At 71.4% G+C, this 26064-nt stretch carries 19 protein-coding genes and 1 riboswitch; of the genes, 11 read left to right on the forward strand and 8 right to left on the reverse strand.

What is annotated here, in order from left to right:
* Positions 1-45: 45 nt before the first annotated feature.
* From ACH4FH_RS05800 to ACH4FH_RS05815, 4 genes are all read right to left on the reverse strand, one after another.
* Positions 46-720: a response regulator gene (locus ACH4FH_RS05800; protein ID WP_398554490.1), complete on the reverse strand. Its 675-nt coding sequence runs from the start codon at positions 718-720 to the stop codon at positions 46-48.
* On the reverse strand, positions 717-2432 hold the full coding sequence (locus ACH4FH_RS05805; RefSeq protein WP_398554491.1) for an ATP-binding protein: 1716 nt from the start codon (positions 2430-2432) through the stop codon (positions 717-719). Before ACH4FH_RS05805 ends, ACH4FH_RS05800 begins: the two co-directional genes overlap by 4 nt.
* An 800-nt stretch (positions 2433-3232) precedes the next feature.
* Positions 3233-4240, reverse strand: a complete 1008-nt coding sequence (locus ACH4FH_RS05810; protein ID WP_398554492.1) for a sucrase ferredoxin — start codon at positions 4238-4240, stop codon at positions 3233-3235.
* Positions 4241-4344: 104 nt separating this feature from the next.
* A complete protein-coding gene (locus tag ACH4FH_RS05815; protein ID WP_398554493.1) occupies positions 4345-5592 on the reverse strand; it encodes a citrate/2-methylcitrate synthase in 1248 nt (415 codons plus the stop codon).
* 115 nt (positions 5593-5707) lie between these two features.
* Here ACH4FH_RS05815 and ACH4FH_RS05820 point away from each other — a divergent pair, with 115 nt between their 5' ends.
* The gene (locus ACH4FH_RS05820) at positions 5708-6883 is read left to right on the forward strand and encodes a citrate synthase/methylcitrate synthase (RefSeq protein ID WP_398554494.1); all 1176 of its coding nucleotides are present in this window, start codon (positions 5708-5710) and stop codon (positions 6881-6883) included.
* A gap of 424 nt (positions 6884-7307) precedes the next feature.
* Positions 7308-8486, forward strand: a complete 1179-nt coding sequence (locus ACH4FH_RS05825) for a CobW family GTP-binding protein (RefSeq protein WP_398554495.1) — start codon at positions 7308-7310, stop codon at positions 8484-8486.
* A gap of 40 nt (positions 8487-8526) precedes the next feature.
* Here ACH4FH_RS05825 and ACH4FH_RS05830 read toward each other — a convergent pair whose 3' ends face one another.
* On the reverse strand, positions 8527-10974 hold the full coding sequence (locus ACH4FH_RS05830) for a DNA topoisomerase (ATP-hydrolyzing) subunit A (protein ID WP_398554496.1): 2448 nt from the start codon (positions 10972-10974) through the stop codon (positions 8527-8529).
* 264 nt (positions 10975-11238) lie between these two features.
* Here ACH4FH_RS05830 and ACH4FH_RS05835 point away from each other — a divergent pair, with 264 nt between their 5' ends.
* The 4 genes from ACH4FH_RS05835 (at position 11239) to ACH4FH_RS05850 (ending at position 16119) form a co-directional block, all read left to right on the forward strand.
* Positions 11239-12591 carry a M16 family metallopeptidase gene (locus ACH4FH_RS05835; protein WP_398554781.1) on the forward strand — a complete coding sequence of 451 codons (1353 nt, stop codon included), beginning with the start codon at positions 11239-11241 and terminating at the stop codon, positions 12589-12591.
* A 29-nt stretch (positions 12592-12620) separates the two neighbouring features.
* Positions 12621-13997, forward strand: a complete 1377-nt coding sequence (locus ACH4FH_RS05840; RefSeq protein WP_398554782.1) for a M16 family metallopeptidase — start codon at positions 12621-12623, stop codon at positions 13995-13997.
* A 242-nt stretch (positions 13998-14239) separates the two neighbouring features.
* Positions 14240-14396: riboswitch (cyclic di-AMP (ydaO/yuaA leader) on the forward strand.
* Between the two features lie 12 nt (positions 14397-14408).
* Complete coding sequence (locus tag ACH4FH_RS05845; RefSeq protein ID WP_398554497.1) at positions 14409-15221, forward strand: M23 family metallopeptidase; 813 nt, start codon at positions 14409-14411, stop codon at positions 15219-15221.
* A 208-nt stretch (positions 15222-15429) separates the two neighbouring features.
* Positions 15430-16119, forward strand: a complete 690-nt coding sequence (locus ACH4FH_RS05850; protein ID WP_398554498.1) for a GntR family transcriptional regulator — start codon at positions 15430-15432, stop codon at positions 16117-16119.
* 391 nt (positions 16120-16510) lie between these two features.
* On the opposite strand, the gene ACH4FH_RS05855 is transcribed toward ACH4FH_RS05850, so the two are convergent.
* Positions 16511-16792 carry an HPr family phosphocarrier protein gene (locus ACH4FH_RS05855; protein ID WP_398554499.1) on the reverse strand — a complete coding sequence of 94 codons (282 nt, stop codon included), beginning with the start codon at positions 16790-16792 and terminating at the stop codon, positions 16511-16513.
* Between the two features lie 224 nt (positions 16793-17016).
* On the opposite strand from ACH4FH_RS05855, the gene ACH4FH_RS05860 reads away from it, so the two are divergent.
* The 4 genes from ACH4FH_RS05860 to ACH4FH_RS05875 are packed head-to-tail and all read left to right on the forward strand — an operon-like array spanning position 17017 to position 22571.
* Complete coding sequence (locus ACH4FH_RS05860; protein WP_398554500.1) at positions 17017-20025, forward strand: GNAT family N-acetyltransferase; 3009 nt, start codon at positions 17017-17019, stop codon at positions 20023-20025.
* 38 nt (positions 20026-20063) lie between these two features.
* Positions 20064-20657 carry a DUF5998 family protein gene (locus ACH4FH_RS05865; protein ID WP_393893373.1) on the forward strand — a complete coding sequence of 198 codons (594 nt, stop codon included), beginning with the start codon at positions 20064-20066 and terminating at the stop codon, positions 20655-20657.
* On the forward strand, positions 20657-21847 hold the full coding sequence (locus ACH4FH_RS05870) for an alkaline phosphatase family protein (RefSeq protein WP_398554501.1): 1191 nt from the start codon (positions 20657-20659) through the stop codon (positions 21845-21847). Before ACH4FH_RS05865 ends, ACH4FH_RS05870 begins: the two co-directional genes overlap by 1 nt.
* A 58-nt stretch (positions 21848-21905) precedes the next feature.
* A complete protein-coding gene (locus ACH4FH_RS05875; protein WP_393893375.1) occupies positions 21906-22571 on the forward strand; it encodes a thymidine kinase in 666 nt (221 codons plus the stop codon).
* A gap of 37 nt (positions 22572-22608) precedes the next feature.
* On the opposite strand, the gene ACH4FH_RS05880 is transcribed toward ACH4FH_RS05875, so the two are convergent.
* Positions 22609-23382, reverse strand: coding sequence for a VOC family protein (locus ACH4FH_RS05880; protein ID WP_398554502.1), 774 nt, complete (start codon positions 23380-23382; stop codon positions 22609-22611).
* Between the two features lie 246 nt (positions 23383-23628).
* Here ACH4FH_RS05880 and ACH4FH_RS05885 point away from each other — a divergent pair, with 246 nt between their 5' ends.
* Entirely contained in the window at positions 23629-24468 is an 840-nt protein-coding gene (locus tag ACH4FH_RS05885; protein WP_398554503.1) for a sulfurtransferase, read from the forward strand.
* 104 nt (positions 24469-24572) lie between these two features.
* Here ACH4FH_RS05885 and sepH read toward each other — a convergent pair whose 3' ends face one another.
* Positions 24573-25643, reverse strand: a complete 1071-nt coding sequence (sepH, locus tag ACH4FH_RS05890; RefSeq protein WP_398554504.1) for a septation protein SepH — start codon at positions 25641-25643, stop codon at positions 24573-24575.
* Positions 25644-26064: the final 421 nt, after the last annotated feature.

Consider the following 26064-nt stretch of genomic DNA (forward strand, 5'->3'; position numbering starts at 1 on the left):
GGCTGGCTGCGGGGGAAGGGACGGAGCCGGGGGCGCTGTCGGCGTTCAGGTCCACTCGTAGCGGTGCTCGGGGCGGCCAGTTTCGCCGTATCTGAGCGTGAGACGGACTCTGCCGGTGCGTTCCAGGAGCTTGAGGTAGCGCTGTGCGGTCTGCCGGCTCAGTCCCGCTTGGAGTGCGACGTCCTGCGCGGACAGTGGGGCCTCTGCAGTGCGCAGCACCGAGCGCACACGGTCAGCGGTGGCGGTGGAGTGCCCCTTGGGCAGTTCGGCGGCGCCGGCGTTGACGCCCCCCAATGCTCCGAAGATGCGGTCGACTTCGGACTGTTCCGCCTGGCCGCCTCCCTCGAACGTGCGGTGCAGGGCGGCGTAACCCTCCAGCTTGGAGCGCAGGCCCGCGAAGGTGAAGGGCTTGACCAGGTACTGCAGTGCCCCGTGCCGCATCGCTGCTTGAACGGTCGCGATGTCGCGGGCCGCCGTCACCATGATCACGTCGGTGAGCAGGCCGCTTCGACGCAGGTCGCCCACCAGTTGGAGGCCTGTCTCGTCGGGCAGGTAGTGGTCCAGGAGGATCAGGTCGACGTGGTGTGCGTCGAGGGCGGCAAGCGCCTCGGCGGCGCTGTGGGCGAGGCAACTGACGCGGAACCCCGCGACCTTCGCGACATACGCCGCGTTGATCTGGGCGACCCGTACATCGTCGTCCACGACCAGTACGTCGATCATCCGCCCGCCCCCGTGGCATCTTCGGGGCGATGAATGCCCCGGGTGTCATCGGTGTCCGAAGCCCCTGTACCGGTGTCCACGAGCCTTTCGCGGCGGAGCGCGTCCCGCGTCGTGGAAAGGTCTTCGGACAGTGCATCGGGCACGGTGACAGTGAACACTGCGCCACCCCCCGGGCGCTCGCCCACCTCGGCGCTACCCCCGTAGCGCTCCGCGAGACGTCGTACGAGCGCGAGGCCGATCCCGCGCTGACCGTGAGCGGGTGGCTCCTTGGTTGTCCAGCCTTCGGTGAAGATCTCGGCGCGACGGGCTTCGGGCACGCCAGGCCCGTTGTCGCTCACGCGGATGATGGCGGTCCGCCCATCGGCCCGGACCTCCACCTCCACCTGCGCGTCACGTCCACCTCCCGCCGCGTCCAGGGCGTTGTCGACGAGATTGCCGAGCACGGTGACGAGGCTGGGCGGATCGATCAGGCGATCAGGGAGATGAGAGTCGGCGGAGATACACAGAGAGGCGCCGCGCTCGGTGGCGACGGTGGCCTTGCCGACCAGGAGGGCCGCCAGCAAGGGGTCGTGAATGCGCTCCGTGACCTGTTCCGCGGTCGCTCTGTGCACACCCACCGCCTGGGTCACGAACTCCACGGCTTCCTCGTGCAGCCCGAGCTCGAGGAGCCCGAGCAGCGTGTGCAGCCGGTTGGCGTGTTCGTGGTCCTGGGCGCGGAGCGCGTCGATCAAGCCGCGGGTGCCGTCCAGCTCGCGCCCCAGCCGCTCCAGCTCGGTGCGGTCGCGCAACGTAATGACAGCGCCGCCGTCGTCGGTGGGCATGCGGTTCGCCACCAGCACGCGTTGGCCGCTGACGGCAAGAAGGTCCGCGCCGGACACCCGGCCGGCCAGTACGTCAGTCGTCCGGCCAGGTGGCAGTGTCTCGTCCAGTGGCCGGCCGGTGTCCTCGGCTCGCAGGTCGAGCAGCCGTTGTGCCTCGTCGTTCATCAGGCGGATCCGGCCGTGCTTGTCGAGCGCGACGAAACCCTCACGGATGCCGTGCAGCATTGCCTCGCGCTCGGTGAGCAGGGCCGAGATGTCGGAGAAGGCCAGGTCGTGGGTGCGGCGCTGGAGTCGACGGGAGACGAGATAGGCGGCCAGCGCGCCCACGGCGAGCGCCCCGCCCGCGTAGGCGAGCAGTTCGGGGACGGTTGAGAGCAACCGTTCCTGGACGCTCTCGTAGGCGATGCCGACCGAGACCGCGCCGACAACCTTGCCTTCCTCGTCGCGCAGAGGGACCTTGCCACGGGCGGAGCGGCCGAGGGTGCCGTTGTCGATCTGCATGACCTCTTGGCCCGAGAGCGCTGCACTCGGATCGGTGGAGACGTGGCGGCCGATCTCGTCCGGGTCGGTGTGCGACCAGCGCACCCCGCGCTCGTCCATGATCACCACGTACTCGGCGCCGGTAGCGGCACGAATGTGCTCTGCCTCGTTCTGGACGGGGCCGTGGCGCGAAGGACGAGAGGCCTCCAGGGCGTCGTCGAGGCGCGGCTGGGCTGCGGTGGTCTGAGCGATGGCGAGGGCGCGGCGCATCGCCTGATCGTCGAGTTCGGCACTCAGGGGGGCGAGGAACAAGCCCGTGGCGAGAGCGGTGACCCCGGTGGCGATGGCCAGCTGCATCATCAGCACTTGGGAGAAGACGCGGCGCGGCCAGCCCAGGCGGGGCCGCGTCATGGGCAGCCAGGCCGTTCGGCGCCTGCTGTCGTGCTGCGAAGGGGCTGCGAAAGGCCGGCTGCGGCGACGTACGTCGGCGGCGCTGGTGGTGCTGCGTCCGCCGGCCGTGAGGGCTGAGTGTGCTACGTCGCGGGGAATCGGCGAAGGGCCCGAGGGCTCTTCAGCGCTCGGGCGCGTGGCTGATCCATGCGTCTCGCCCATATGAACGAACAGTAAGCGGGGTGGCGGCCGGGTCGGTAGTTCCTTCCGCTTCGACTTCGGAGCGTGGCCGCGGCGCGACGCGTCGCGTGCCAGGTGGGAAGGGCAGGTCGCAAGGTTATCCACAGGGCTTTCGGCTGCGGATCGTGCGCGCATAGCCTCGCAGAGTGATGTTGGAGGCGTGGTGCCGAAGCTACTTTGGGCGGACCGGCGAAAGCACGACCTGGTGGCGTTGCTGAGCGGTGTGGTGAAGAACGTCGCTGCGGTGCGGGGTGACCAGGGTTGGCTGTGGTGCTCGGTTGCTGTTCGCGGAGCTGGGTCGTGCCGCGGAGCCGGACATGCGTGGCTGACGGAGGGGTGCGGTTATGTGGTTGACGGAGGACCCGAAGCGTAGGAGCCGAGGGGCGATGGGGCGGGGTGCTGCCGGCCCGATTGCGGCGTTACGGGCTGTGGGGCCGATGCTCGGGCTGGGGCTCACGGTGACGTGGGGAGTGGCGATCGGCATGGCATTCGCATGCGGCTTGGGGGCGGGCGTCATGCCTCGCAGGGAGGCCTGCCGCTGCCGGTCCCGAGAGGGAGAGCCGAATGATGAGCCCTCGGCGTCAGCCGAGAGGAAGGGGAGCAGGGGCGGGGAGCGCAGCGGAGGCTCCCGAGATCGAGGTGATGGCCGAGACGGTCATACACGCCGGTGGGCCGAGCGGCGCACCACAGCTGGCGGGCGCCGGAGCACCGTCGGACCGTTGCTCCACCGTGACGCGCCAGGCCCGGCCGTCGGAATGCGCGACGGAAACAGACCACGTGGGGGGCCCGGAGGTGATCGGCCCGTCCTCGGGCGCCGAGCTGTGGGGCAGCCGCGGTTCGGGCCGCACCGTGTCGGTCCCTACGACGTCGAGTGCGTCCGCCCGCTCCTCCCGGAGCAGCTCGCGGACGGCGAGGTCAGCGGCCTGGGCCGGCCTGTCCCACGCCGAGCGGCCCCGGCAGTGGTCGATCGTGATCCGTCCGTCGCGCGCCGCTTCCACAGCATCCTTGACGAGATGTGCCGAGGCTCGTCCGTAGGCGTAGCCGTAGGGGAGAACGAAAAGGGTGGGGGAGAACCGGTGGCCTCCGATGTGGGTGACTTCCCACGCCTCGGTTCCGCTCCGGGAGAGCTCGGCGGCCAGAGGGCGGCCGAGGAGGGCGCAACAGCGGTCCCGCTTGCCGTTCGTGCAGACGAGCACCAGCGGTTCGCCGGTGTACGGCTCCCACAGGCCCCCGTGGTCCCCTGCGCCCAGAGCGGCGAAGTCCAGTTCGAGAGCCGCTCTCGGGTCGTTGACGGTGGTCGTCCGGATCCAGGAGCGGCCGGGAGCCGTGTGCGCGAGGAACAGTCGGCGCCGGGGAGCCCCGTGGCAGTCGGCATGGCGTCCGGGCCGGCGGATCAGGGCGACGCGTACGTCCGTGCCCTCTGTCGCGGCCTCCAGGGCCCGGCCGATGTCAGGGTCGAGGTGGCTGTCCGTCAGCGCTTTGGCTCCCCAGGGCCCGGTCTGCTCGATCAAGAGCCAGGTCCGGGCGGTGGCCGCAGTTCCGGCCAACATTTCGGCCGATTCACGGGAAGCGGTAGCGCAGGTGCTCACAAAGGTGAGCCTAACTCGTCCCGTCCGAGGTCGGCGGACGGGAGGCCGCGCAGAGGAACCAAGCGTCGCGTCCCGGGCTAGCGGCGGTTGCCTGCGTCACGGCGTCACGGCACGGGCTGGGGTGGACGGGGGCCCTGGTACTGCCCGCTGGGACGCATACGCAGAGGGCGCTCTCCATACTCCTCCAAGGCATGTGCGATCCAGCCGGCCGTGCGGGCGATGGCGAAGACCGTTTCGCCGGCTTCGGCAGGCATCTCCGCGGACACTGTGAGCACAGCAAGGGCGAGGTCGACGTTGGCATGGAGCTCCGTGTGCCGGGCCGTGGTGGCAATCACCTGGCGAGCGGCTTGCAGCGCTGGAAGCGCCCCCGGCACGTCCTCCAATAGTGTGAAGAGGGCACGCGCCCGAGGGTCCTCCCCCGGATAGAGGCGGTGGCCGAGGCCCGGCACCCGACGCCCCGCCCGTAGGTGATCGGCGACTACCGCGGCTGCGCTGCCCCGCTCCAGGACCTCGTGCAGCATCCGATGGGCGAGCCCGCTCGCTGCGCCGTGCAGCGCGCCGTCCAGTGCTCCGAACCCGGCGGAGACGATCGCGTACGGGTGGGCACGTGCCGACGCGGCGACCCGGACCGCGAGTGTCGAGGCGGCGAGGTCGTGGTCGATGAGTAGCACCAATGCCGCATCCAGAACGCGGAGGGCGGCAGGGTCGGCCGGCGCGGTGGTGAGGCGAGACCACAGCCGTGGGGCGAGGGAATCAGCGTCGGGCTGCGTATTGGTTTGGGACGGCAGGGCGTCGACCAAGGTCGGGATGAGGCTGCGGGCGGTATCGAGGACGGTGTCCTCGGACAGGTCGAACCGCAGTGGGTCGGCGGCCGCGGCGGCGATCACCGCTACCCGCAATCGGTCCATCGGGCCGCTGTGCTCCGGCAACGCCTGGACGGCGCGGCGGGCCGCGGTGAGTGCGTCGGGGGGCGCGGTGAAGCGAATGCCTCGGCGCATTTCGCCCGTCCACAGCCACTCGGCGACTTCTTCGTACCCGTAGTGGGCGGCGAGTTCTGAGGTGTTGACACCGCGGAAGTAGCAGTGGTCGCTGTCGATCAGCGTGATACCTGTGCGGACGGTCAACTCGCCGCCGGAGCCGGAGGGTTCGCGTCGGTTGCCGCGTCGTGCGAGCGCGTCCACCTCCTTGGCGTCGAAGGTGCTGCCCCGACCGCCCGGTTCTCGTCGGCTGGTCAGCTGGCCGCGGCTGACGTATGCGTACACCGTCTCGGGCTTCACCCCGAGTCGGTCGGCTGCCTCCCGAGTGTTCAGCCGTGAGCCGGTTGTGTCGCCAGTCGCGTCTTGATCCGCCATGCCACCACCGTATCCATCAGGACAGCTATGTTGATTCACTCAATATTGACAAGCATTCAGTCAAGCATAGACAGTCGGATCAATGTTGCAGGTGGGTGAAGCGAGGAGAGCTGCCATGCCGATCACTGAGGCGAACACACCCATGGACGCGCCCCGCGGGCTCGCGGGTGTCATCGTCACCGAGACCGAGCTGGGTGACGTCCGGGGCCTTGAGGGCTTCTACCACTACCGCCAGTACTCAGCGGTGGAACTGGCCGCGACCCGTACTTTCGAGGACGTCTGGTACCTGATGTTCCACGGCGAGCTGCCGAACGCGGCACAGCTTGCTGCCTTCACCGCCGAGACCGCGGCCCTGCGCGCGCTGCCGGTGGCCCTCCGCGACGCGCTGCCCGGCCTCGCCCAGGCGGGAGCGCTGTCCGGCCCGCTCGCCGGGCTGCGTACCGCTCTCTCCCTGCTCGGTGCGTCGGCCGGCTTTCGCCCGCTCTACGACATCGACGACGACCGCCGCCGTGCGGACGCGCTCGCCGCCTGTGCCGCCGTCCCTACGCTTCTCACTGCGCTCCACCGGCTCAGTCAGGGGGAGCAACCGGTCGAGCCCCGCGCGGATCTGAGCCATGCGGCCAACTACCTCTACATGCTCACCGGTCAGGAGCCCGATCCGGAGCGTGTACGGGCGATCGAGGCGTATCTGATCTCCACCGTCGACCACGGGTTCAATGCCTCGACGTTCACGGCCCGAGTGGTCGCCTCCACCGGAGCTGACGTCGCGGCCTGCCTCGTAGGAGCCGTCGGCGCTCTCTCAGGTCCGCTGCACGGCGGCGCACCGAGCCGGGCGCTGGACACCCTCGACGCCATCGGCACACAGGACCGCATCGACACGTGGATCCGCGACCGGGTGCTGAGAGGCGAGCGCATCATGGGGTTCGGCCACCCCGTCTACCGCACCGAGGACCCGCGCTCCCGGATGCTCCGCGGAATCGCGGAGGGTTTCGGCGGCCCGCTGGTGGAGTTCGCGGTCCAGGTGGAGGCGCGGGTCGAGGCGCTGCTGGCCGACCTCAAGCCCGGACGTGAGCTGCACACCAATGTGGAGTTCTATGCGGGCGTCGTCATGGAGCTGTGCGGTCTGCCGCGTGAGATGTTCACTCCCACCTTCTGTGCGGCCCGCGTGGTCGGCTGGAGCGCCAACATCCTGGAGCAGGCCCGGGACTCGAAGATCATTCGACCGGCGGCGCGGTACGTCGGTCCGCCCCCGCCGCAGCCGGTGCCGGCGTCGGGCGGCGCTACTGGCTGACGGTGGAGGGTGTTGCGGCGGGGTCGCCATCAGCGGTGGTGGGCGAGGAGACGGCGGAACCGATCCATGCGCAGCCTCAAGCGATGCGGCGCCCCGGCCAGGCGCCGTGAGTTCGCCCCGCTACCCGCTACCCGCTACCCGCTACCCGCTACCCGCTACCCGGCCGGCTCCGTCCCGCTCCGCCTAGGCTCCTCTCCGGCCCGTGCCCTCAGCCGCGCACTCTCCGCCCGGCACCCGGCACCCAACCCCGGCACCCCCGCGCCCGCAGCCGTCCGCTCGCCTGGCGCCCGCCCGTAACGCCCAGAGCCCCTCGCTCCTGCTACCGCCCGCCGTGCGCGGCTCTGCCGTGCCGCGTTCCGTTACGATCGACAGCTCGTTCGCCGCCGGTCCGCGCGGCTCGCCACCCGCACCATGGAGGCGCCCCTTGGCCACGCAACAGATCCCGGTCGTCGTGCTTGCGGGCTTCCTCGGGTCGGGCAAGACGACCCTTCTCAATCACCTGCTCGCCGCGGGCGACGGCACCCGTATCGGGGCGATCGTCAACGATTTCGGCAGTATCGAGATCGATGCGATGACCGTTGCGGGGCAGGTCGACTCGATGGTCTCGCTCGGTAACGGCTGTCTGTGCTGCGCGGTCGACACCAGTGAACTCGACACCTATCTGGAGCGGCTCGCCCGCCCCGCCGCCCGTATCGACGTGATCGTCATCGAGGCCAGCGGGCTGGCGGAGCCCCAGGAACTGATCCGCATGATCCTGGCCAGCGAGAACGAGCGGATCGTGTACGGGGGACTGGTCGAGGTGGTCGACGCCGCCGAGTTCGCGGCAACCCGCGTCCGCCACCCGGAACTGGACCGGCATGTGCGCATCGCCGACCTTGTGGTGCTGAACAAGGCCGACCGGATCGACGGGGTGGCGCGCCAGGAACTCATGGCTACCCTCGCGGACCTCGCCCCCGGCAGGCCGGTGATGAGCGCCACGTACGGGCGCATCGACCCGGAGCTGTTCTTCGACCGCGGCGCCGGCGAGGACCACGACGCGGCCGTGCGTCAGCTGTCCTTCGAGGACCTTCTGCGCGAAACCGCAGCGGAACTCCACGCCGCCCCGGGTAGCCGAGGCACCTCCCACGCGGACCACTGCGATCCCACCGAGCACGACGGCTGCACCCACCACGCCGACGACCCGGCAGGCGCGACCCACGCGGCTCACCTTCACGTCGCCTACCAGAGCGTGGAGTTCACCTCCGGTGAGCCGATGAACCCACGTCGACTTATGGACTTTCTCGACAGTCGGCCCACCGGCCTCTACCGGATCAAGGGCTTCGTCCACTTCGATGTCCCCGGCAACCGGCAGAAGTTCAGCGTGCACGCCGTCGGTGACTTCCTGCGCTTCTATCCCTCGCCCTGGGGCCGGGACGAGGAGCGCAGCACTCAACTCGTCCTGATCGGCAGCGGGATCGACGCCGCGGCGCTGCGCAAGGAGCTCTCAGGCTGCCGTGAGGAGCGTTCGCAGGAGAACGGCGCTGGTCCCGGAACGCCGGAACGCCCCACATCGGAGGACAGCATGTGGGGCGTTCTGCGGTACGTGGCCTCCCGCGAGGAGTGACACGGTGGCCCGCGCCGTACGGCGCGGGCCGGCACGGTGACTACACCGGTCCTGCCAGCGCGGCCACCGGCTTCGTCAGAGGCACACCGGAGCCGTCACGTCGCGGATCGACCTCGGGCAGCTCCAGGGGAGCGCCCTTCGCGTCCGCCGCCCGGACGGGTGCGGCACCGGCCCACGCCAGCGTCAGACAGTCCTCGCCCTTCAGGAACCGCTGGCAGCGCACACCGCCTGTCGCGCGGCCCTTGCGCGGGTACTGGTCGAACGGGGTCAGCTTGGCGGTCGCCACGGAGTCGTCCAAGGTGCCGTGCGAACCGGCGACCGTGAAGACCATGGCGTCGGATGCCGGGTCGACGACGGAGAAGTGGATCACCTTCATGCCCTCGCCCAGCTTGATGCCGGTCATGCCGCCGGCCGGCCGACCCTGGGGCCGGACCTGCGAGGCCTGATAGCGCAACAGCTGCGCCTCGTCCGTGATGAAGACCAGGTCCTCCTCACCGGTGCGCAGTTCCGCCGCGCCCACGATGCGGTCGCCGTCGCGGAGGCTGATGACCTCCAACTCGTCCTTGTGGGCCGGATAGTCGGGCACCACCCGCTTCACGACGCCCTGTTCCGTGCCGATCGCCAGGCCCTGAGAGGACTCGTCCAGCGTCGTCAGGCAGATCAGGCTCTCGCCGTCCTGCAGGGTCAGGAACTCGGCCAGTGGTGCGCCACCGGAGAGGCTGGGCGCCGTCGCGGTGTCCGGGAGCTGCGGCAGATCGATCACCGCGATCCGCAGCAGCCGGCCCGTGGATGTCACCGCGCCCACTTCGCCGCGGGTCGTCGCCGGGACCGCGGAGACGATCGCGTCGTGCTTGACGCGCTTGGCGTCGGTGTCGTAGGGCACCTCGCTGGTGGCCGTGCGCGCCAGGAGGCCCGTCGAGGACAGCAGCACGCGGCACGGGTCGTCGGAGACCTCCAGCGGCACCGCCGCGGGTGAGGCGCCCGACGACTCCAGCAGCACCGTGCGGCGCTCCGTGCCGTACTTCTTCGCGACCGCGGCCAGCTCACCGGAGACCAGCTTGCGCAGCTCCGTGTCCGAGTCCAGGATCCGGGTCAGTTCCTCGATCTCGGACTGCAGACGGTCGCGCTCCGACTCCAGCTCGATGCGGTCGAACTTGGTCAGTCGGCGCAGCGGAGTGTCGAGGATGTACTGCGTCTGGATGTCGCTCAGCGAGAACCGCTCGATCAGCCGCTCCTTGGCCTGCGCGCTGTTCTCGCTGGAGCGGATGAGCCGGATGACCTCGTCGATGTCGACGAGGGCGGTCAGCAGCCCCTCCACCAGGTGGAGGCGGTCGCGCCGCTTTCCGCGGCGGAACTCGCTGCGCCGGCGCACCACGTTGAAGCGGTGGTCGACGTAGACCTCCAGCAGCTCCTTGAGGCCCAGGGTCAGCGGCTGGCCGTCCACCAGCGCGACGTTGTTGATGCCGAAGGACTCCTCCAGCGGGGTGAGCTTGTAGAGCTGTTCCAGGACGGCTTCCGGGTTGAAGCCGTTCTTGATCTCGATCACCAGCCGCAGGCCGTGCTCGCGGTCGGTGAGGTCCTTGACGTCCGCGATGCCCTGCAGCCGCTTCGCGCCGACCAGGTCCTTGATCTTGGAGATGACCTTCTCGGGACCGACGGTGAAGGGGAGTTCGGTGACGACCAGGCCCTTGCGGCGGGCCGTGACGTTCTCCACCGTGGTCGTGGCGCGGATCTTGAACGAGCCACGGCCCTTCTCGTACGCGTCGCGCACGCCGCCCAGGCCGACGATCCGTCCGCCCGTCGGCAGGTCCGGGCCCGGCACGAAGCGCATCAGGGTGTCGAGGTCCGCGCCCGGATGCTTGATCAGATGGCGGGCGGCGGCGATGACCTCGCCGAGGTTGTGCGGCGGCATGTTCGTCGCCATGCCGACGGCGATGCCGGTGGCGCCGTTGACCAGGAGATTGGGGTAGGCGGCGGGCAGGGCGACGGGCTCCTGCTCCTGGCCGTCGTAGTTCGGGTTGAAGTCGACGGTGTCCTCTTCGATGGACTCCGTCATCAGCGATGTCGCCGAGGCCATTCGGCACTCGGTGTACCGCATCGCGGCGGGCGGGTCGTCGTTGCCCAGCGAGCCGAAGTTGCCGTGGCCGTCCACCAGCGGCAGCCGCATCGAGAACGGCTGTGCCATGCGCACCAACGCGTCGTAGATGGAGGCGTCGCCGTGCGGGTGGAGCTTACCCATCACCTCGCCGACCACTCGGGCGCACTTGACGTAGCTGCGCTCGGGCCGCAGGCCCATCTCGTTCATCTGGTACAGGATGCGGCGGTGCACGGGCTTGAGGCCGTCGCGGGCGTCCGGCAGGGCGCGGGAGTAGATGACCGAATACGCGTACTCGAGGAAGGAACCCTGCATCTCGTCGACGACGTCGATGTCGAGGATCCTCTCCTCGAAGTCGTCCGGCGGCGGGGTCTTCGTGCTGCGGCGGGCCATCGCGGCTGCGGCTCCTTCTGCTGCGTCTACTGCCGATGTTGGATCAACCAGCTGGGGATCAACCGGTGAGTCTGCCTGGTCTGACGCGGACCATTGTGGACCGCCCCACTGACAACGCCGACCGCGACTCCCCCTTCGGCCGACGAGGGAGCGGCGCGGAGCCCTCGTACGGGGCCTGTCGATCGGGAACTTCGCCAGATGCCGACGCGCTTGCATACAGTGACAGAACTTCCTCGCAAGCGGATCGAAGGGACGTACATGCCCATGGGTCACACGGCCACAGAACAAGCCGGCTCCGGCGGCCTGACAGCGACCGAGCACCGGCTGGCCAACGGCCTGCGCGTGGTGCTCTCCGAGGACCACCTGACGCCCGTCGCAGCCGTCTGCCTGTGGTACGACGTCGGCTCCCGCCACGAGGTCAAGGGCCGTACCGGCCTGGCTCACCTCTTCGAGCACCTGATGTTCCAGGGCTCCGCCCAGGTGAAGGGCAACGGTCACTTCGAGCTCGTCCAGGGCGCGGGCGGCTCGCTGAACGGCACCACGAGCTTCGAGCGCACCAACTACTTCGAGACCATGCCCGCCCACGAGCTGGAGCTCGCGCTCTGGCTGGAGGCGGACCGCATGGGCTCGCTGCTCACCGCGCTCGACGACGAGTCGCTGGAGAACCAGCGCGACGTCGTGAAGAACGAGCGCCGCCAGCGCTACGACAACGTCCCCTACGGCACGGCCTTCGAGAAGCTGACGGCCATGGCGTATCCGGAGGGCCACCCCTACCACCACACGCCCATCGGGTCGATGGCCGACCTGGACGCGGCGTCCCTGGAGGACGCGCGCGCCTTCTTCCGTACGTACTACGCGCCCAACAACGCCGTCCTGTCGATCGTCGGCGACATCGACCCCGCGCAGACGCTGGCCTGGGCGGAGAAGTACTTCGGCTCGATCCCCGGGCACGACGGCAAGCAGCCGCCGCGGGACGGCTCGCTGCCCGAGACCCTCGGCAGTGAGCTGCGCGAGGTCGTCGAGGAGGAGGTCCCCGCCCGCGCGCTGATGGCGGCCTACCGACTGCCGCACGACGGTACCCGCGAGGCGGACGCCGCGGACCTCGCGCTCACCGTCCTGGGAGGCGGCGAGTCCTCCCGCCTCTACAACCGCCTGGTGCGCCGTGACCGCAGCGCCGTCGCGGCCGGCTTCGGGCTGCTGCGGCTGGCCGGCGCGCCGTCGCTCGGCTGGCTGGACGTCAAGACGTCCGGCGGGGTGGAGGTCCCGGACATCGAGCGGGCGGTCGACGAGGAGCTCGCCCGGTTCGCCGCCGAGGGACCGACCCCGGAGGAGATGGAGCGTGCGCAGGCCCAGTTGGAGCGCGAGTGGCTGGACCGTCTCGCGACGGTCAGCGGCCGCGCCGACGAACTCTGCCGGTTCGCCGTCCTGTTCGGCGACCCGCAGCTCGCGCTGACGGCCGTGCAGCGCGTTCTGGAGATCACCGCGTCGGAGGTGCAGGCGGTCGCCAAGGCACGACTGCGTCCCGACAACCGCGCGGTGCTCGTGTACGAGCCCACCGAGCCGGCCGACGCGGCGGCCGATACCGCCGAGAACGACGAAGAGGAGGCGGCCCAGTGAGCGATGCCGTGACCAGCGCAGATTCCGCCATGACCAGCATGGACTTCCACCCCAGGCCGCAGGGTGGCGCTCCCCGGCCGTGGGCCTTCCCGGCCCCCGACCGCAGTCAACTGCCCAACGGGCTCACCCTCCTGACCAGCCACCGCCCCGGCCAGCAGGTCGTGGCCGTCGAGATCAACCTCGTCGCGCCCCTGGAGGCCGAGCCCGAGGGCCTGGACGGCGTCGCCACGATCATGGCCCGCGCGCTGTCCGAGGGCACCGACAAGCACGATGCCGAGGAGTTCGCGGCCGAGCTGGAGCGCTGCGGCGCCACCATGGACGCGCACGCCGACCACCCGGGCCTGAGGGTCTCCCTCGAAGTGCCGGCGTCCCGGCTGGACCGCGCCCTCGGCCTGCTCGCCGACGCCCTGCGCGCGCCCGCCTTCCCGGACAGCGAGATCGAGCGGTTGGTACGCAACCGCCTCGACGAGATCCCGCACGAGCTCGCCAACCCCGCGCGGCGGGCCGCGATGGCCCTGTCCAAGGAGCTGTTCCCGGCGACGTCCCGGATGTCGCGGCCCCGCCAGGGCACCGAGGAGACCGTCGAGCGGATCGACGCCGCGGCCGTCCGTGCCTTCTACGCGGCGCATGTACGGCCCGCGACGGGCACCGCCGTCATCGTCGGTGACTTCACCGGCATCGACCTGGACGCGGCGCTCGCCGGCACCCTCGGCGCCTGGACCGGCTCGACCGCCGAGCCGGTGAAGGCCTCGCCGATCACCGCGGACGACACCGGCCGCGTGGTGATCGTGGACCGCCCCGGCGCCGTCCAGACGCAGCTGCTCATCGGCCGCATCGGTGCCGACCGGCACGACCGGGTCTGGCCGGCGCAGGTCCTCGGCACGTACTGCCTGGGCGGCACCCTCACCTCCCGTCTGGACCGCGTCCTGCGTGAGGAGAAGGGCTACACCTACGGGGTGCGTGCGTTCGGACAGGTGCTGCGTTCCTCCGCGGACGGCAGCGGCGCCGCGATGCTCGCGATCAGCGGCTCGGTGGACACCGCCTCCACCGGACCGGCGCTTGAGGACCTGTGGAAGGTGCTGCGTACCGTGGCGGCGGAGGGACTCACGGACGCCGAGCGTGATGTCGCCGTGCAGAACCTCGTCGGGGTCGCGCCGCTGAAGTACGAGACGGCAGCGGCCGTCGCGGGCACCCTCGCCGATCAGGTCGAGCAGCATCTGCCGGACGACTTCCAGGCGCAGATGTACGCGCGGCTGGCCGAGACCGGCACGGTCGAGGCGACCGCCGCGGTGGTCAACGCCTTCCCCGGGGACCGGCTGGTGACGATCCTGGTGGGCGACGCCGTGCAGATCGCCGAGCCCGTCAAGGCGCTGGGTGTCGGTGAGGTGAAGGTCGTCAGCGGCTGACCTGCCGTGGTGACACCGCGGCGGTCCGGCGGAGGCCGGCGACCGTCGCACATATCGCATGAAAAGTGATCCCGTGACGCTCACCCGTCACGGGATCACCTTTATGTCCGGATTATTGTGGCTGGTTGCGTGGTGCCCCTGTGGCGTGCCGCACAAAGTGCCGGTTCTGTTTGCCGATTGAAAGATGTCCCGTTTAGCGTCAGTCCGGCTGTTCGTCAGAAGTACGCCGCAACCGTGGCACCGGGCAGTCATCGCCGAGTCCCCGTACGGCGCGAGCCAGGGGAGCCGGGGACCCACATGTCCCCTGGGGTGAATCGGATCCCTCCTCGGAGGGGGCCGTAGGAGACCTTCCTGCTCCGAACCCGTCAGCTAACCCGGTAGGCGAGAAGGAAGGAAAGGACAAGCCAGCACATGGCGTTCACCCGTGCCACCGGGAAGCATCGTGGTGCGAGCCGCACCGCTCGCACGACCCGCAAAATCGCCGGCATAGCCACCCTCACCGCCACCGGCGTCGTCGCCTCCGTGGCCTCGCCGGCGCTGGCCGCGACGGACACGGCCCGCACCCAGGACACCGGCCTGCAGCAGGCCGTCGTGCTGGGCGACGAACTCGCCGGCCGCATCGCCGCCCAGGCCGACGCCCAGCAGGAGGCCGCCGAGGCCGCCGCCGCGAAGGCCAAGGCCGAGGCCCTGGCCGAGAAGGTGGCCGAAGAGGCCAAGCGGCGTGCCGAGGAAGCCAAGAAGAAGGCCGAGGCGAAGGCCAAGGCGGAGCGCGAGGCCAAGGAGCGCGCCGCCCGCGAGGCGGAGCGCAAGCGCCTCAACGCCTACGTCGCCCCCGTCGACGGCTCCTACGTCTCGACCGCCTACAAGGCCACCAGCGGCCTGTGGTCCTCCGGCAGCCACTCCGGCATCGACTTCCACGCCGCCTCGGGCAGCTCCGTGCACGCCGTGGGCCGGGGCACCGTCGTCGAGGCCGGCTGGGGCGGCTCGTACGGCAACAACATCGTGATCAAGATGAACGACGGCACGTACACCCAGTACGGCCACCTGTCGTCGCTGGGTGTCTCGGTCGGCCAGACCGTCACCCCCGGCCAGCAGATCGGCCTCTCCGGGGCCACCGGCAACGTCACCGGGCCGCACCTGCACTTCGAGGCCCGCACCGGTCCGGACTACGGCTCGGACATCGACCCGGTCGCGTACCTCCGCGGGCACGGCGTCAACGTCTGACGCGTCCGACACCGCAGCCTCTCCGAAGCCCCGGCCCCGGCCGGGGCTTCGGCGTATCCGGTGCACGTCGGCCACCGGATACGCCGATGGCCAAAAAATATCCATGAATACCCGAAGCCCGTCGGAAAACCCGGCCCGGTCGAATAGAGTCACGGAAAAGTCGCCGATCGGCGGCGTTTCCAGGGGATTACGGCGGAGGCACCAGGCGATGCGAGGCCATATTTCCGCGCACGCGGTATGCACGGCGATTCGCGATGACATCGTCTCCGGTGTGCTCGCGCCGGGGAGCAGGCTGATCGAGGACATCCTGGCGGCCCGTTACGGCGTCTCCAGGGTCCCTGTCCGGGAGGCGCTGCGGACCTTGCAGTCCGAGGGGTTCGTCACCACCCGCCACCACGCGGGCGCCTGCGTCGCCGAGCCGACCGAGCAGGAGGCCGCCGATCTGCTGGACATCCGCGCCCTGTTGGAGCCGCTGGGCGCCGCCCGCGCGGCCACCCGCCGCAGCCCGGCCCACCTCAAGGTGCTGCGCGGCCTCGTCCGACTGGGCCGGGAGCGGGCCCGCCACGGCCATCCCGCGGACCTGCGCCAACTGGACGGCTGGTTCCACGAAACCCTCGCCCAGGCGGCCGGCAGCCCCAGCCTGACGGCGCTGCTCACCCAGCTGCGGCGGAAGATCGAGTGGATGTATGTCGTGGAACTGCCCGCCCGGGTGGCCGAGTCGTGGGACGAGCACGGCGCGGTGCTGGACGCGGTGGCCCGGGGTGACGCCGAGCGCGCCCGCGCCCTGATGGCCGCTCATATCGAGCGGTCCCTGCCGGTGCACCGGCTGCGGCGCCCCGGCGCGGCCGAGGTGAGGAATCCGAAACAGCCCGTCAACACGGCACGCGCCCGCCATTAACAAGCGCCCCGTATACAAAGAAGGCGCGCAATGCATTTGCGCGCGGGGAAGCGGTGGCCGGTATTCGGCCTGTTTCCTCATGGCCGGTCCCGGAATTCGGTGAACCGGATATTCGGCATGCCCGCGCGGTGGCGCTGTTTTCTCGATGGAATGCGGGGCACCGATTATCCCGCGCCATATTTTCTAACGGGCGTTCCACCGATGCGGCAATCAAGGCCTTCGCTGCACGCCCCCACGCGCCCGTTGATGGCGCCGAGACCTCGGCCGGCGTCCCGCCGCGCATCGCGTCCCGCCGCGCATCGCGCTACCCCCGGCAACGGCACGGCCCCGCTGCGGCGACCGTTGTCAGGTCGCCGCGGCGGGGCCGTGGACGCTGGGGTCCCGAGGGACTTCAGACGGTCTCGGGGAGCTCCTCGAGGCCCTCCGAGACGAGCTTGGCCAGGCGGTCGAGCGCGGCGTCGGCGCCTTCGGCGTCGGAGGCCAGCACGATTTCCTCGCCGCCCTCGGCGCCGAGGCCCAGGACCGCGAGCATGGAGGCGGCGTTGACCGGGTTGCCCTCGGCCTTGGCGATCGTCACCGGGACGCCGGACGCGGTCGCGGCACGGACGAAGATCGACGCGGGACGGGCGTGCAGGCCCTCGGCCCATCCGACATTGACGCGGCGCTCAGCCATGGTGTTGCCCTTCAAGTCGTGACTGTTGTCTAGACCAGTCTCTCACGGTGCCGGGATGCCCCGGCGGCCCTTCGGCCTGGCCTTCTTGCGAGCAGGCACTTCCCGGGGGAGTTACCGGCGGAACGGGCCAAGGCCCGCGCCGGGCACGGTACCCCGTGCCTGTTCCGCTTCCAGAGGGTACGCATGCCGAGCCGGCTGTCGGTGCCCGGCCGTACCCTGGCCGCATGCAGACGCCGCCGGACCTCGCCTACCCGACCCACTGGGAAGCCGATGTGGTGCTGCGCGACGGTGGGACGGCGCGCATCCGCCCCATCGCCGCCGACGACGCCGAGCGGCTGGTCTCCTTCTACGAGCAGGTCTCGGACGAGTCGAAGTACTACCGCTTCTTCGCGCCCTACCCGCGCCTGTCCGACCGCGATGTGCACCGCTTCACCCACCACGACTACGTCGACCGGGTCGGCCTAGCCGCCACCGTCGGCGGCGAGTTCATCGCCACCGTCCGCTACGACCGGATCAACGACCAGGGGCTGCCCGCCAAGGACCCCGAGGACGACCAGGCCGAGGTGGCCTTCCTGGTCCAGGACGCCCACCAGGGCCGCGGCGTCGCCTCGGCCCTCCTGGAGCACATCGCCGCCGTCGCCCGCGAGCGCGGCATCCGCCGCTTCGCCGCCGAGGTGCTCCCCGCGAACACTAAAATGATCAAGGTGTTCACGGACGCGGGCTACACCCAGAAGCGGACCTTCGAGGACGGCGTGGTCCGCCTCGAATTCGACCTCGAACCGACCGAGCAGTCCATGGCCGTGATGCGCGGCCGCGAGCAGCGCGCCGAGGCCCGCTCCGTCCATCGGCTGCTGGCCCCCGGCTCGGTCGCCGTCATCGGAACCGGCCGTGCCCCCGGAGGCATCGGCCGCACCGCCCTGCGCAACGTCCTCGACGCCGGCTTCACGGGCCGTCTGCACGCCGTCAACCACGCCTTCGCCGACGGCACGGAGCGGCTGGAGCCCGAGGGCGTGCCGGCTGTCCGCTCCCTGCGCGAGATCCCCGACCCGGTCGACCTCGCGGTTATCGCCGTCCCCGCCGCCCGCGTCCCCGAGGTGGTCCGCGACTGCGGTGAGCACGGCGTCCAGGGCGTGCTGATCCTCTCGTCCGGCTATGCGGAAGCCGGTCCCGAAGGCCGCGAGCGGCAGCGGGCGGTGCTCCAGCAGGCCCGCTCCTACGGCATGCGGCTGATCGGCCCCAACGCCTTCGGTCTGATCAACACCGCCCCCGACGCCCGGCTCAACGCCTCCTTCGCGCCCCGGATGCCCGGAGCCGGCAACATCGGCCTGTTCACCCAGTCCGGCGCGATCGGCATCGCCCTGCTCAGCGGGCTGCATGCCCGGGGCCCCGGCGACGGCGGCATCGCCGGAATCTCCACCTTCCTCTCGGCCGGCAACCGCGCCGACGTCTCCGGCAACGACCTCCTCCAGTACTGGCACGACGACCCGGACACCGACGTCGTGATCCTCTACCTGGAGTCCATCGGCAATCCGCGCAAATTCACCCGGCTCGCCCGCCGCACCGCGCTCGTCAAACCGGTCGTGGTCGCCAAGGGCGCCCGGCACACCGGCGTCGCGCCCCAGGGCCACGCGGTACCCACCGTCCGCATCCCCGACAGCACCGTCGCCGCCCTGATGCGCCAGGCCGGCGTGATCCGCGTCGACACGGTCACCGAGCTGATCGACGCCGGGTTGCTGCTGGCCTCCCAGCCGCTGCCGGCCGGCCCGCGCATCGCCATCCTCGGCAATTCCGAGTCCCTCGCCCTGCTCGCCTACGACGCCTGCCTGACCGAGGGGCTGCGACCGATGAGCCCCCGGGCGCTGGCGTCCGCGGCGACGCCCGACGACTTCCGCGAGGCCCTCGCCGAGGCGCTCGCGGCCGACAGCTGCGACGCCGTCGTCGTCACGGCCATCCCCTGGGTGGGGGAGGAGGCGCCCGGCTCCCCCGAAGAAGGAGAGGGCACCGCGCTCGCCATCGCCCTGCGCGCGGCCGCCGAAGCGGCCCCGGACAAGCCGGTGACGGTCGTCCACCTCGCGATGGACGACCTGGCGCGGACGCTGGCGGCCCCGGGCGAGAAGACCTCCGTACCGGCGGACGTGCCGCCTTCGGAGGCGCTCGATCCCTCCGCAAGCCCGGACCCGCCCACGCCACGTCCCCCGGCCCCGCCCACGCCCCGCCCGCCGGCCCCGCCGTACGCGACGCGCCCAGCACGGCCCCAGGTCCCCTCGGGCCCGCCGCCCAGCCCGTTCAGTTCCAGGCCCCCCGAGGCCCAGGACAGCGCCGCGCCCGCCCCTGTCCGCCGACCAGGTCCCGTGCGCATCCCCGCCTACCCGGCCGCCGAGCGCGCCGTGCGTTCGCTGGCCGAGGCCGTCCGCTACGCCGCCTGGCGCCGCGAGGCCGCCGAGCCGGGCCGGGTGCCCGCATACGAAGACATCGAGGAGGCGGCCGCCGGCGCCGACATCGACCGGCTGCTCGACCGGCTCGTGCCCGACACCGACACCGGCCGGTCCGTCCCACTGTCGCCGGACCACGCCGCGGACCTCCTCGCCCGGTACGGCATTCACACCCACCCCGCTTTCCCGGCCCCCGATCCGGACACCGCGGTCCGCGCCGCCGCCCGGCTCGGCTATCCGGTCGCCCTCAAGACCACCGCGCCCCACCTCCGGCACCGCGCCGACCTCGGCGGCGTCCGCCTCGACGTGGCCAACGAGACCGAACTGCGCCGGACCTTCGCGGAACTGACCGACTTCCTCGGCTCCGCGGAAGAGCTCCGCCCGGTCGTCCAGGCCATGGTGCCGCGTGGGGTGGACACGGTCATCCGCGCCGCCATCGACCCGGCCGCCGGTGCCGTCCTCTCCTTCGGCCTGGCCGGCGCCCCCTCCCAGCTGCTCGGCGACGTCGCCCACCGACTCATCCCCGCCACCGACCGCGATGTCACCGACCAGATCCGGTCGATCCGCACCGCCCCCCTGCTCTTCGGATGGCGGGGCTCCCAGCCCGTCGACACCACCGCCCTCTCGGAGCTCCTGCTGCGGGTCTCCCGGCTCGTCGACGACCACCCCGAGGTCGTCGCCGTGGACCTCGAACCGGTCGTCGTCGCCCCGAGCGGCCTCTCCGTCCTGGGAGCCGCCGTCCGCCTGGCCCGTCCTCCGGTGACCACCGACCTCGGCCCCCGCCGTCTGCCCGTCTACTGAGGCTCTTAAGGCCCGGCACGCCCCGTAAGATGGACCCCATGGCTAAGACCGGTACGACGACCCAGGGGCTGCGCGCGGCGATCGAGCGCAGTGGCTACTACCCGACGCTCGTGGCCGAGGCGGTGCAGGCCGCGGTCGGCGGTGAGCCCGTGGTGTCGTACCTCGTGCACCAGGAGACGACCTTCGACGCCAACGAGGTCCGCCGCCATGTCACCGTCCTGGTCCTGACCGGCACCCGCTTCATCGTCAGCCACACCGACGAGCAGGCCGCCGATGCCACCTCCCCCTCGCCGTATGCCACCACCTCGACCGAGTCCGTGAAGCTCGGCCGGATCTCCTCGGTGGTGCTCAGCCGGGTGGTCGCCAACCCCGAGTCCTACACCCCCGGGCAGCTGCCCCGCGAGGTCGTTCTCACCATCGGCTGGGGCGCCGTCGCCCGCCTGGACCTGGAGCCCGCCACCTGCGGCGACCCCAACTGCGAGGCGGACCACGGCTACACGGGCAGCTCCACCGCCGACGACCTCTCGCTGCGGGTCAGCGAGGCGGGCGACGGACCGGACTCCGTGCGCGAGACGCTCACCTTCGCCCAAGCACTCTCCGAGGCCACCGCGGCCACCACCAGCACCCGCTGATGGTGCACGCCGCCCCCGCCTGGCCGGAGCCGGAACCACTCGACCCGCTCACCGCCCCGGTTCCCCGCTACGGCGCCGGGTCGCTCGCCGACCTGCTGCCCGCCATCGTCGCGGGCCAGGGGCTGGGAAATCCCGGCTCCCCGATGGAGCTGGCCCCCGCCGACCGCGCCTGTGTCTTCCTGATCGACGGCCTCGGCTGGGATCTGCTGCGCGCCCACCCCGACGAGGCGCCGTTCCTGACCTCCCTGCTCGGCACCTCGTTCAACGGCAGCGGACATCCGCTCACCGCGGGCTTCCCCTCCACCACCGCCACCTCCCTCGCGTCGGTGGGCACGGGCCTGCCGCCCGGCGCGCACGGCCTGCCCGGATACACCTGCGAGGACCCGGACACCGGCGCGCTGATGAACCAGCTGCGCTGGCACCCGTGGACCGATCCGCATGTCTGGCAGCCCTACCCGACGGTCTTCCAGCTGGCGGACGCCGCGGGCATCCACACCTGCCAGGTCTCCGCGCCGAACTTCCAGCACACCCCGCTCACCAAGGTGGCGCTCAGCGGCGGCACGTTCCACGGCCGGCTCTCCGGCGAGGAGCGGATGGACTTCGCCGCGGCGCAACTCGCCGCCGGTGACCGCTCGCTGGTCTACACGTACTACTCCGAGGTCGACGGCAAGGGGCACCGGTACGGCGTCGACTCCGACGCCTGGCGTGGCCAGCTGATGTATGTCGACCGGCTCGCGCAGCGGCTGGCCGAGCAGCTCCCGCCCCGCACGGCCCTCTACATCACCGCCGACCACGGCATGATCGACATCCCCTTCGACCCGGACTCCCGGATCGACTTCGACGAGGACTGGGAACTGCGCGCCGGCGTACGCCTGTTGGGCGGCGAGGGCCGGGCCCGGCATCTGTACGCCCACCCGGGCGCGGCCGCCGATGTGCTCGCCGTATGGCGCGAGGTGGTCGGCGAGCAGATGTGGGTGGCGAGCCGTGAAGAGGCCATCGCCGCCGGGTGGTTCGGCCCGCGCGTCGACGACCGCGTCCGCGGCCGGATCGGCGATGTCGTCGCGGCCGCGCACGCCGACATGGTGATCATCGCGACCGAACGCGAGCCCCGTGAGTCGGAGATGGTCGGGATGCACGGCTCGATGACCCCGGTGGAGCAGCTGGTGCCGCTCCTGGAAGTCCGTACCTGACGCACGGCCCCGCCCGCCCCGCCCGCCGCAAACGAGCCCGAAAGGCCCGCAACTTCCCATGCCCGAGCTGGTGTTCTTCTCCGGAACGATGGACTGCGGAAAGTCGACCCTCGCTCTGCAGATCGAGCACAACCGCTCGGCCCGCGGTCTGCAAGGCATGATCTACAGCCGCAACGACCGGGCCGGGCACGGCAAGCTCTCCTCCCGCCTCGGACTGGTGACCGAAGCCGTCGAGGCCGCGGACGACATGGACTTCTACGCACACGTCGTCGGTCATCTCAGCTCCGGCGGCCGGGTCGACTACGCCATCGTCGACGAGGCCCAGTTCCTCGCCCCGCAGCAGGTCGACCAGCTCGCCCGGGTGGTGGACGACCTCGACCTGGACGTCTTCGCGTTCGGCATCACCACCGACTTCCGCAGCAAGCTCTTCCCCGGCTCCCAGCGGCTCGTGGAGCTGGCCGACCGCATAGAGGTCCTGCAGGTCGAGGCGCTGTGCTGGTGCGGCGCCCGTGCCACGCACAACGCCCGTACCGTCGACGGCCGGATGGTCGTCGAGGGGGAGCAGGTCGTCGTCGGTGACGTCGTCGGCGATGTGGACAGCCCACAGGCGGAGGTGGGCTACGAAGTGCTCTGCCGGCGCCACCACCGCCGTCAGCAGACCTCCGCCGCCGCTCGCGCGGCCGCGCTCTCCCCGGACGTCCTGCCGGTCGACGCCCCGCGGTAGCCATCCGGCGCATCGCGACGCGGAGGCAACTGCCGTGTCAGCGCGGCTGGATGATGGTGAAGACGGCACCGTCGCTGTCGGCGACCGTCGCCAGCCGGCCGTGTGCGGAGTCCCGTGCGGGGCGCAGCACATGTCCGCCCAGCTCGGTGACACGGCGCGCGGCGGCGTCGGTGTCCGGGACGGCGAAGTACGTCATCCAGTGCGGGCCGCGGTCGCGCGGCAGGTCGGCGCCCGCGCCGTGGATACCCGCCACCGCCCGCCCCTTGAGATGCAGCGTGAGGTAGTCGAAGCCGGGGGCGTCCGCGGCTTCCGCCTCGAAGGCGAAGACGTGCTCGTAGAACGTGCGGACGGAGTCGGTGTCCTGGGCGATCAGTTCGTTCCACACCGGGGTGCCGGGCTCGCCGCTGAGCGCGGTGCCCATCATCGTCCTGCCCTGCCAGATGCCGAAGATGGCGCCCTGCGGGTCGGAGGCGATCGCCATCCGCCCCGCCGCGTCCGCGTCCAGTGGTCCGACGGCCACGGTGCCGCCGCAGGAACGGATCTGCTCGGCGGTCGTGTCCGCGTCGTCGCTCGCCAGGTAGGTGGTCCAGGCGACCGGAAGATGACGGTCGGGCGCCACTTCGCCCAGGCCTGCCACTTCCCGGCCGTTGAGGAAGGCGCGGGCGTACGGACCGAAGTGTTGCGGCCCCGGGCGGAATTCCCAGCCGAAGAGCGCGCCGTAGAACTCCTGGGTCGCGGACAGGCTGTGTGCCAGCAGGCTCACCCAGCAGGGCGCACCGGGAATCCGCCGGGTCGCTGCCTCGGTCGTCATCGATATTCTCCTCGGACCATCGGGTGTGGCCATGTGCGGGTACCGCGGGGGTCTGGAGCAGATGCTCGCACCCCGGGTCCTGGTGTATGCCTCGGCCGCGCCGACCGCGAGACGTTCGCGATGGAGAATGCCCGTTTTGGTGTTTCGCATCCTTTTCGGCGGCGTTACGTTCCGACAGAACTCCGTCATACGGAGGGTGGGCACCCGCCTTCTGTGCGTAGCCGTCCCTACGCAAGGATGAGTCCCATGAATGCCATCATCACCGCTACCGAACTCGCGAGCGAGTTGGCAGGGTCCGCCACTCCGGTACTTCTGGACGTCCGTTGGCAGCTCGGCGGTCCGTCCAGCCGCCCCGACTACGAGGCTGCGCACCTGCCCGGCGCGGTCTTCGTCGACCTCGACACCGACCTGGCCGGTGCGGCCGGCCCGGCGGGCCGTCACCCGCTCCCCGACCTCGCCGTCTTCGGCGCGGCCATGCGCGCGGCCGGCGTGCGCGCCGACCGCCGCGTGGTCGTCTACGACGGCGGGCTGGGCTGGGGCGCCGCCCGCGCCTGGTGGCTGCTGCGCTGGACCGGCCACCCCGCCGTCCGTGTCCTGGACGGCGGTCTTCCCGCCTGGCAGGCGGCGGGCGGGGAAGTGACCGCCACGATCCCCGCCCCGGGCCCCGGCGACTTCCAACCCGCGCCTGGCGCGCTGCCGCTGCTGACCGCGCAGGACGCGGCCGACCTGGCCCGCCGCGGTGTCCTGCTCGACGCGCGGGCGGCCGAGCGTTACCGCGGTGAGGTCGAGCCCATCGACCGGGTCGGCGGGCACATCCCGGGCGCCGTGTCCGCACCGACGACGGAGAACGTCGCCCCGGACGGCACCACCTTCCGTGCCGCGCCGGACCTGGCCGAGCGGTTCGCGTCGCTGGGTGCCACCGCCGACGCGGAGGTCGGTGTCTACTGCGGCTCCGGCGTCTCCGGTGCCCACGAGGTTCTCGCCCTCGCGGTGGCCGGTGTGCCCGCCGCGCTCTATGTCGGCTCGTGGAGCGAGTGGTCCGCCGATCCGTCCCGCCCGATCGCCACGGGCCCCCAGCCGGGCTGAGCGGCCCGCGGAGGGCAACGAGCAAACGCCCGCTGTCCGCCCCGGTGGGGGGCAGGCAGCGGGCGTTGCCACGCGATTGCCGCGGGCGCGTGCGCCCGCTTGCGTTACTCCGGCTTCTTGCGCCGGGTGCCGAAGACGATCTCGTCCCAGCTCGGCACCGCGGCCCGGCGCCCGGGGCGTACGCCGTCGGCCTCGGCCTGGCGGTCCGTCGTCCCCGTCAGCCGGTCGCGGTGGCCGCCGACGGCCCTGGGCATCAGCACATCGGCGTACGCCGAGCCGGCGCCCGCGCTGGCCGCGGGCGGCTCCTCGACCTCGGCCTCCGCGGCCGCCTCGTCGCTCTGCGGCGCCTTGGGTGCCTCGGGCACGATCATGTCGCCGCGGAAGCTGGGCACCGCCTCCAGCAGGCTGGTCAGCGAGTCGCGCTCGCGGTCCCGCTCACTGACGGCTTCGTCCGTCAGCGGCGCCTCGGTCTCCGCGTCGCCGGCCGGCGCGGAGCGGTCCCCGCGCTCGGGCGACGACTGGCGGTCCAGGGCGCGGTCCAGCGGCCGGTCGCGCGGCAGCCGCGCGATCCGGGGCACGAACGGGAAGCTCGGCTCGGGGGTGTCGTCGGTCTCGCCGATCAGCGCCCGCGCCTCGTCGTCCACGGCCTGTACGAGCCGCCGGGGCGGGTCGTACGTCCAGCACGCGGAGTGCGGCTCGGCCGCGACGCGGTAGACCAGCAGCACCTCCCAGGTGCCGTCATCGCGGCGCCAGGAGTCCCACTGGACGCTTTCCTTGTCGGCGCCGCGCAGCAGCAGCCGCTCCGCGACCGCCTCGCCGAGCTGCGGGCCGGCGTTCTCGCCGGGCCGTCGCACCGGGGTCTTGCGGGCGCGCTCGGCCATGAACGCGCGTTCCGCCAGCACTGGGCCCTCGAAGCGGCGCACTCGGTCGACCGGGATGCCGGCGAACTGGGCGACCTCTTCCGCGGAGGACCCGGCACGTATACGCGCCTGGATGTCCCGCGGGCGGAGGTGGCTCTCGACCTCGATCTCGATCTGGCCGAGCCGCGCACGGTCGTTGCGGACGGCGGCGCGCAGCCGCTCGTCGATCGGAAGCGTGTACTCGGTGCTGTCCGCAGCTTTGAGCACCAGCCGTGTGCCGTCGTTGGAGACGGCCACGACACGCAGTTCGGGCATGGGGACCTCCCGGGTGGTGCCTGCCGACGTCACGTGCGTCGCTGCTTCCGCTAGTCGAGTGTGACCTGCCCGGGTGCAGCCTGCCACAACATTGCCGAGTTGCCCGGCGTGTCCGGGTTGGGCCCAGAAACGCCGTTATGACACGGTTACCGGTTCGCAACGCTCGGTGCCCGTGTCGTTCGTCCTGTCGCCGATCACCCGTGTCGAGCGGCGGCGCCCCAGGTCGGGTGCCGCCTCCAGGGCCCCTCCCGCGGGTCCGGGCAGCCGGACGGGAACCGGGGCCAGGGCTCGCCACAGTACTCCATTCGGGCCACCGAGGTGGACCGCCGCGCCGCTGAACTTCTGGTGGGGTAACGGAGTTGGTCGCCTTGTCGATCTCTCTACCGGTCTCGCGGTGGCGAGATTCACAGATTCCCCAGAA

It is taken from the genome of Streptomyces sp. NPDC017993 (genome assembly GCF_044328065.1).
Lineage (GTDB): Bacteria > Actinomycetota > Actinomycetes > Streptomycetales > Streptomycetaceae > Streptomyces.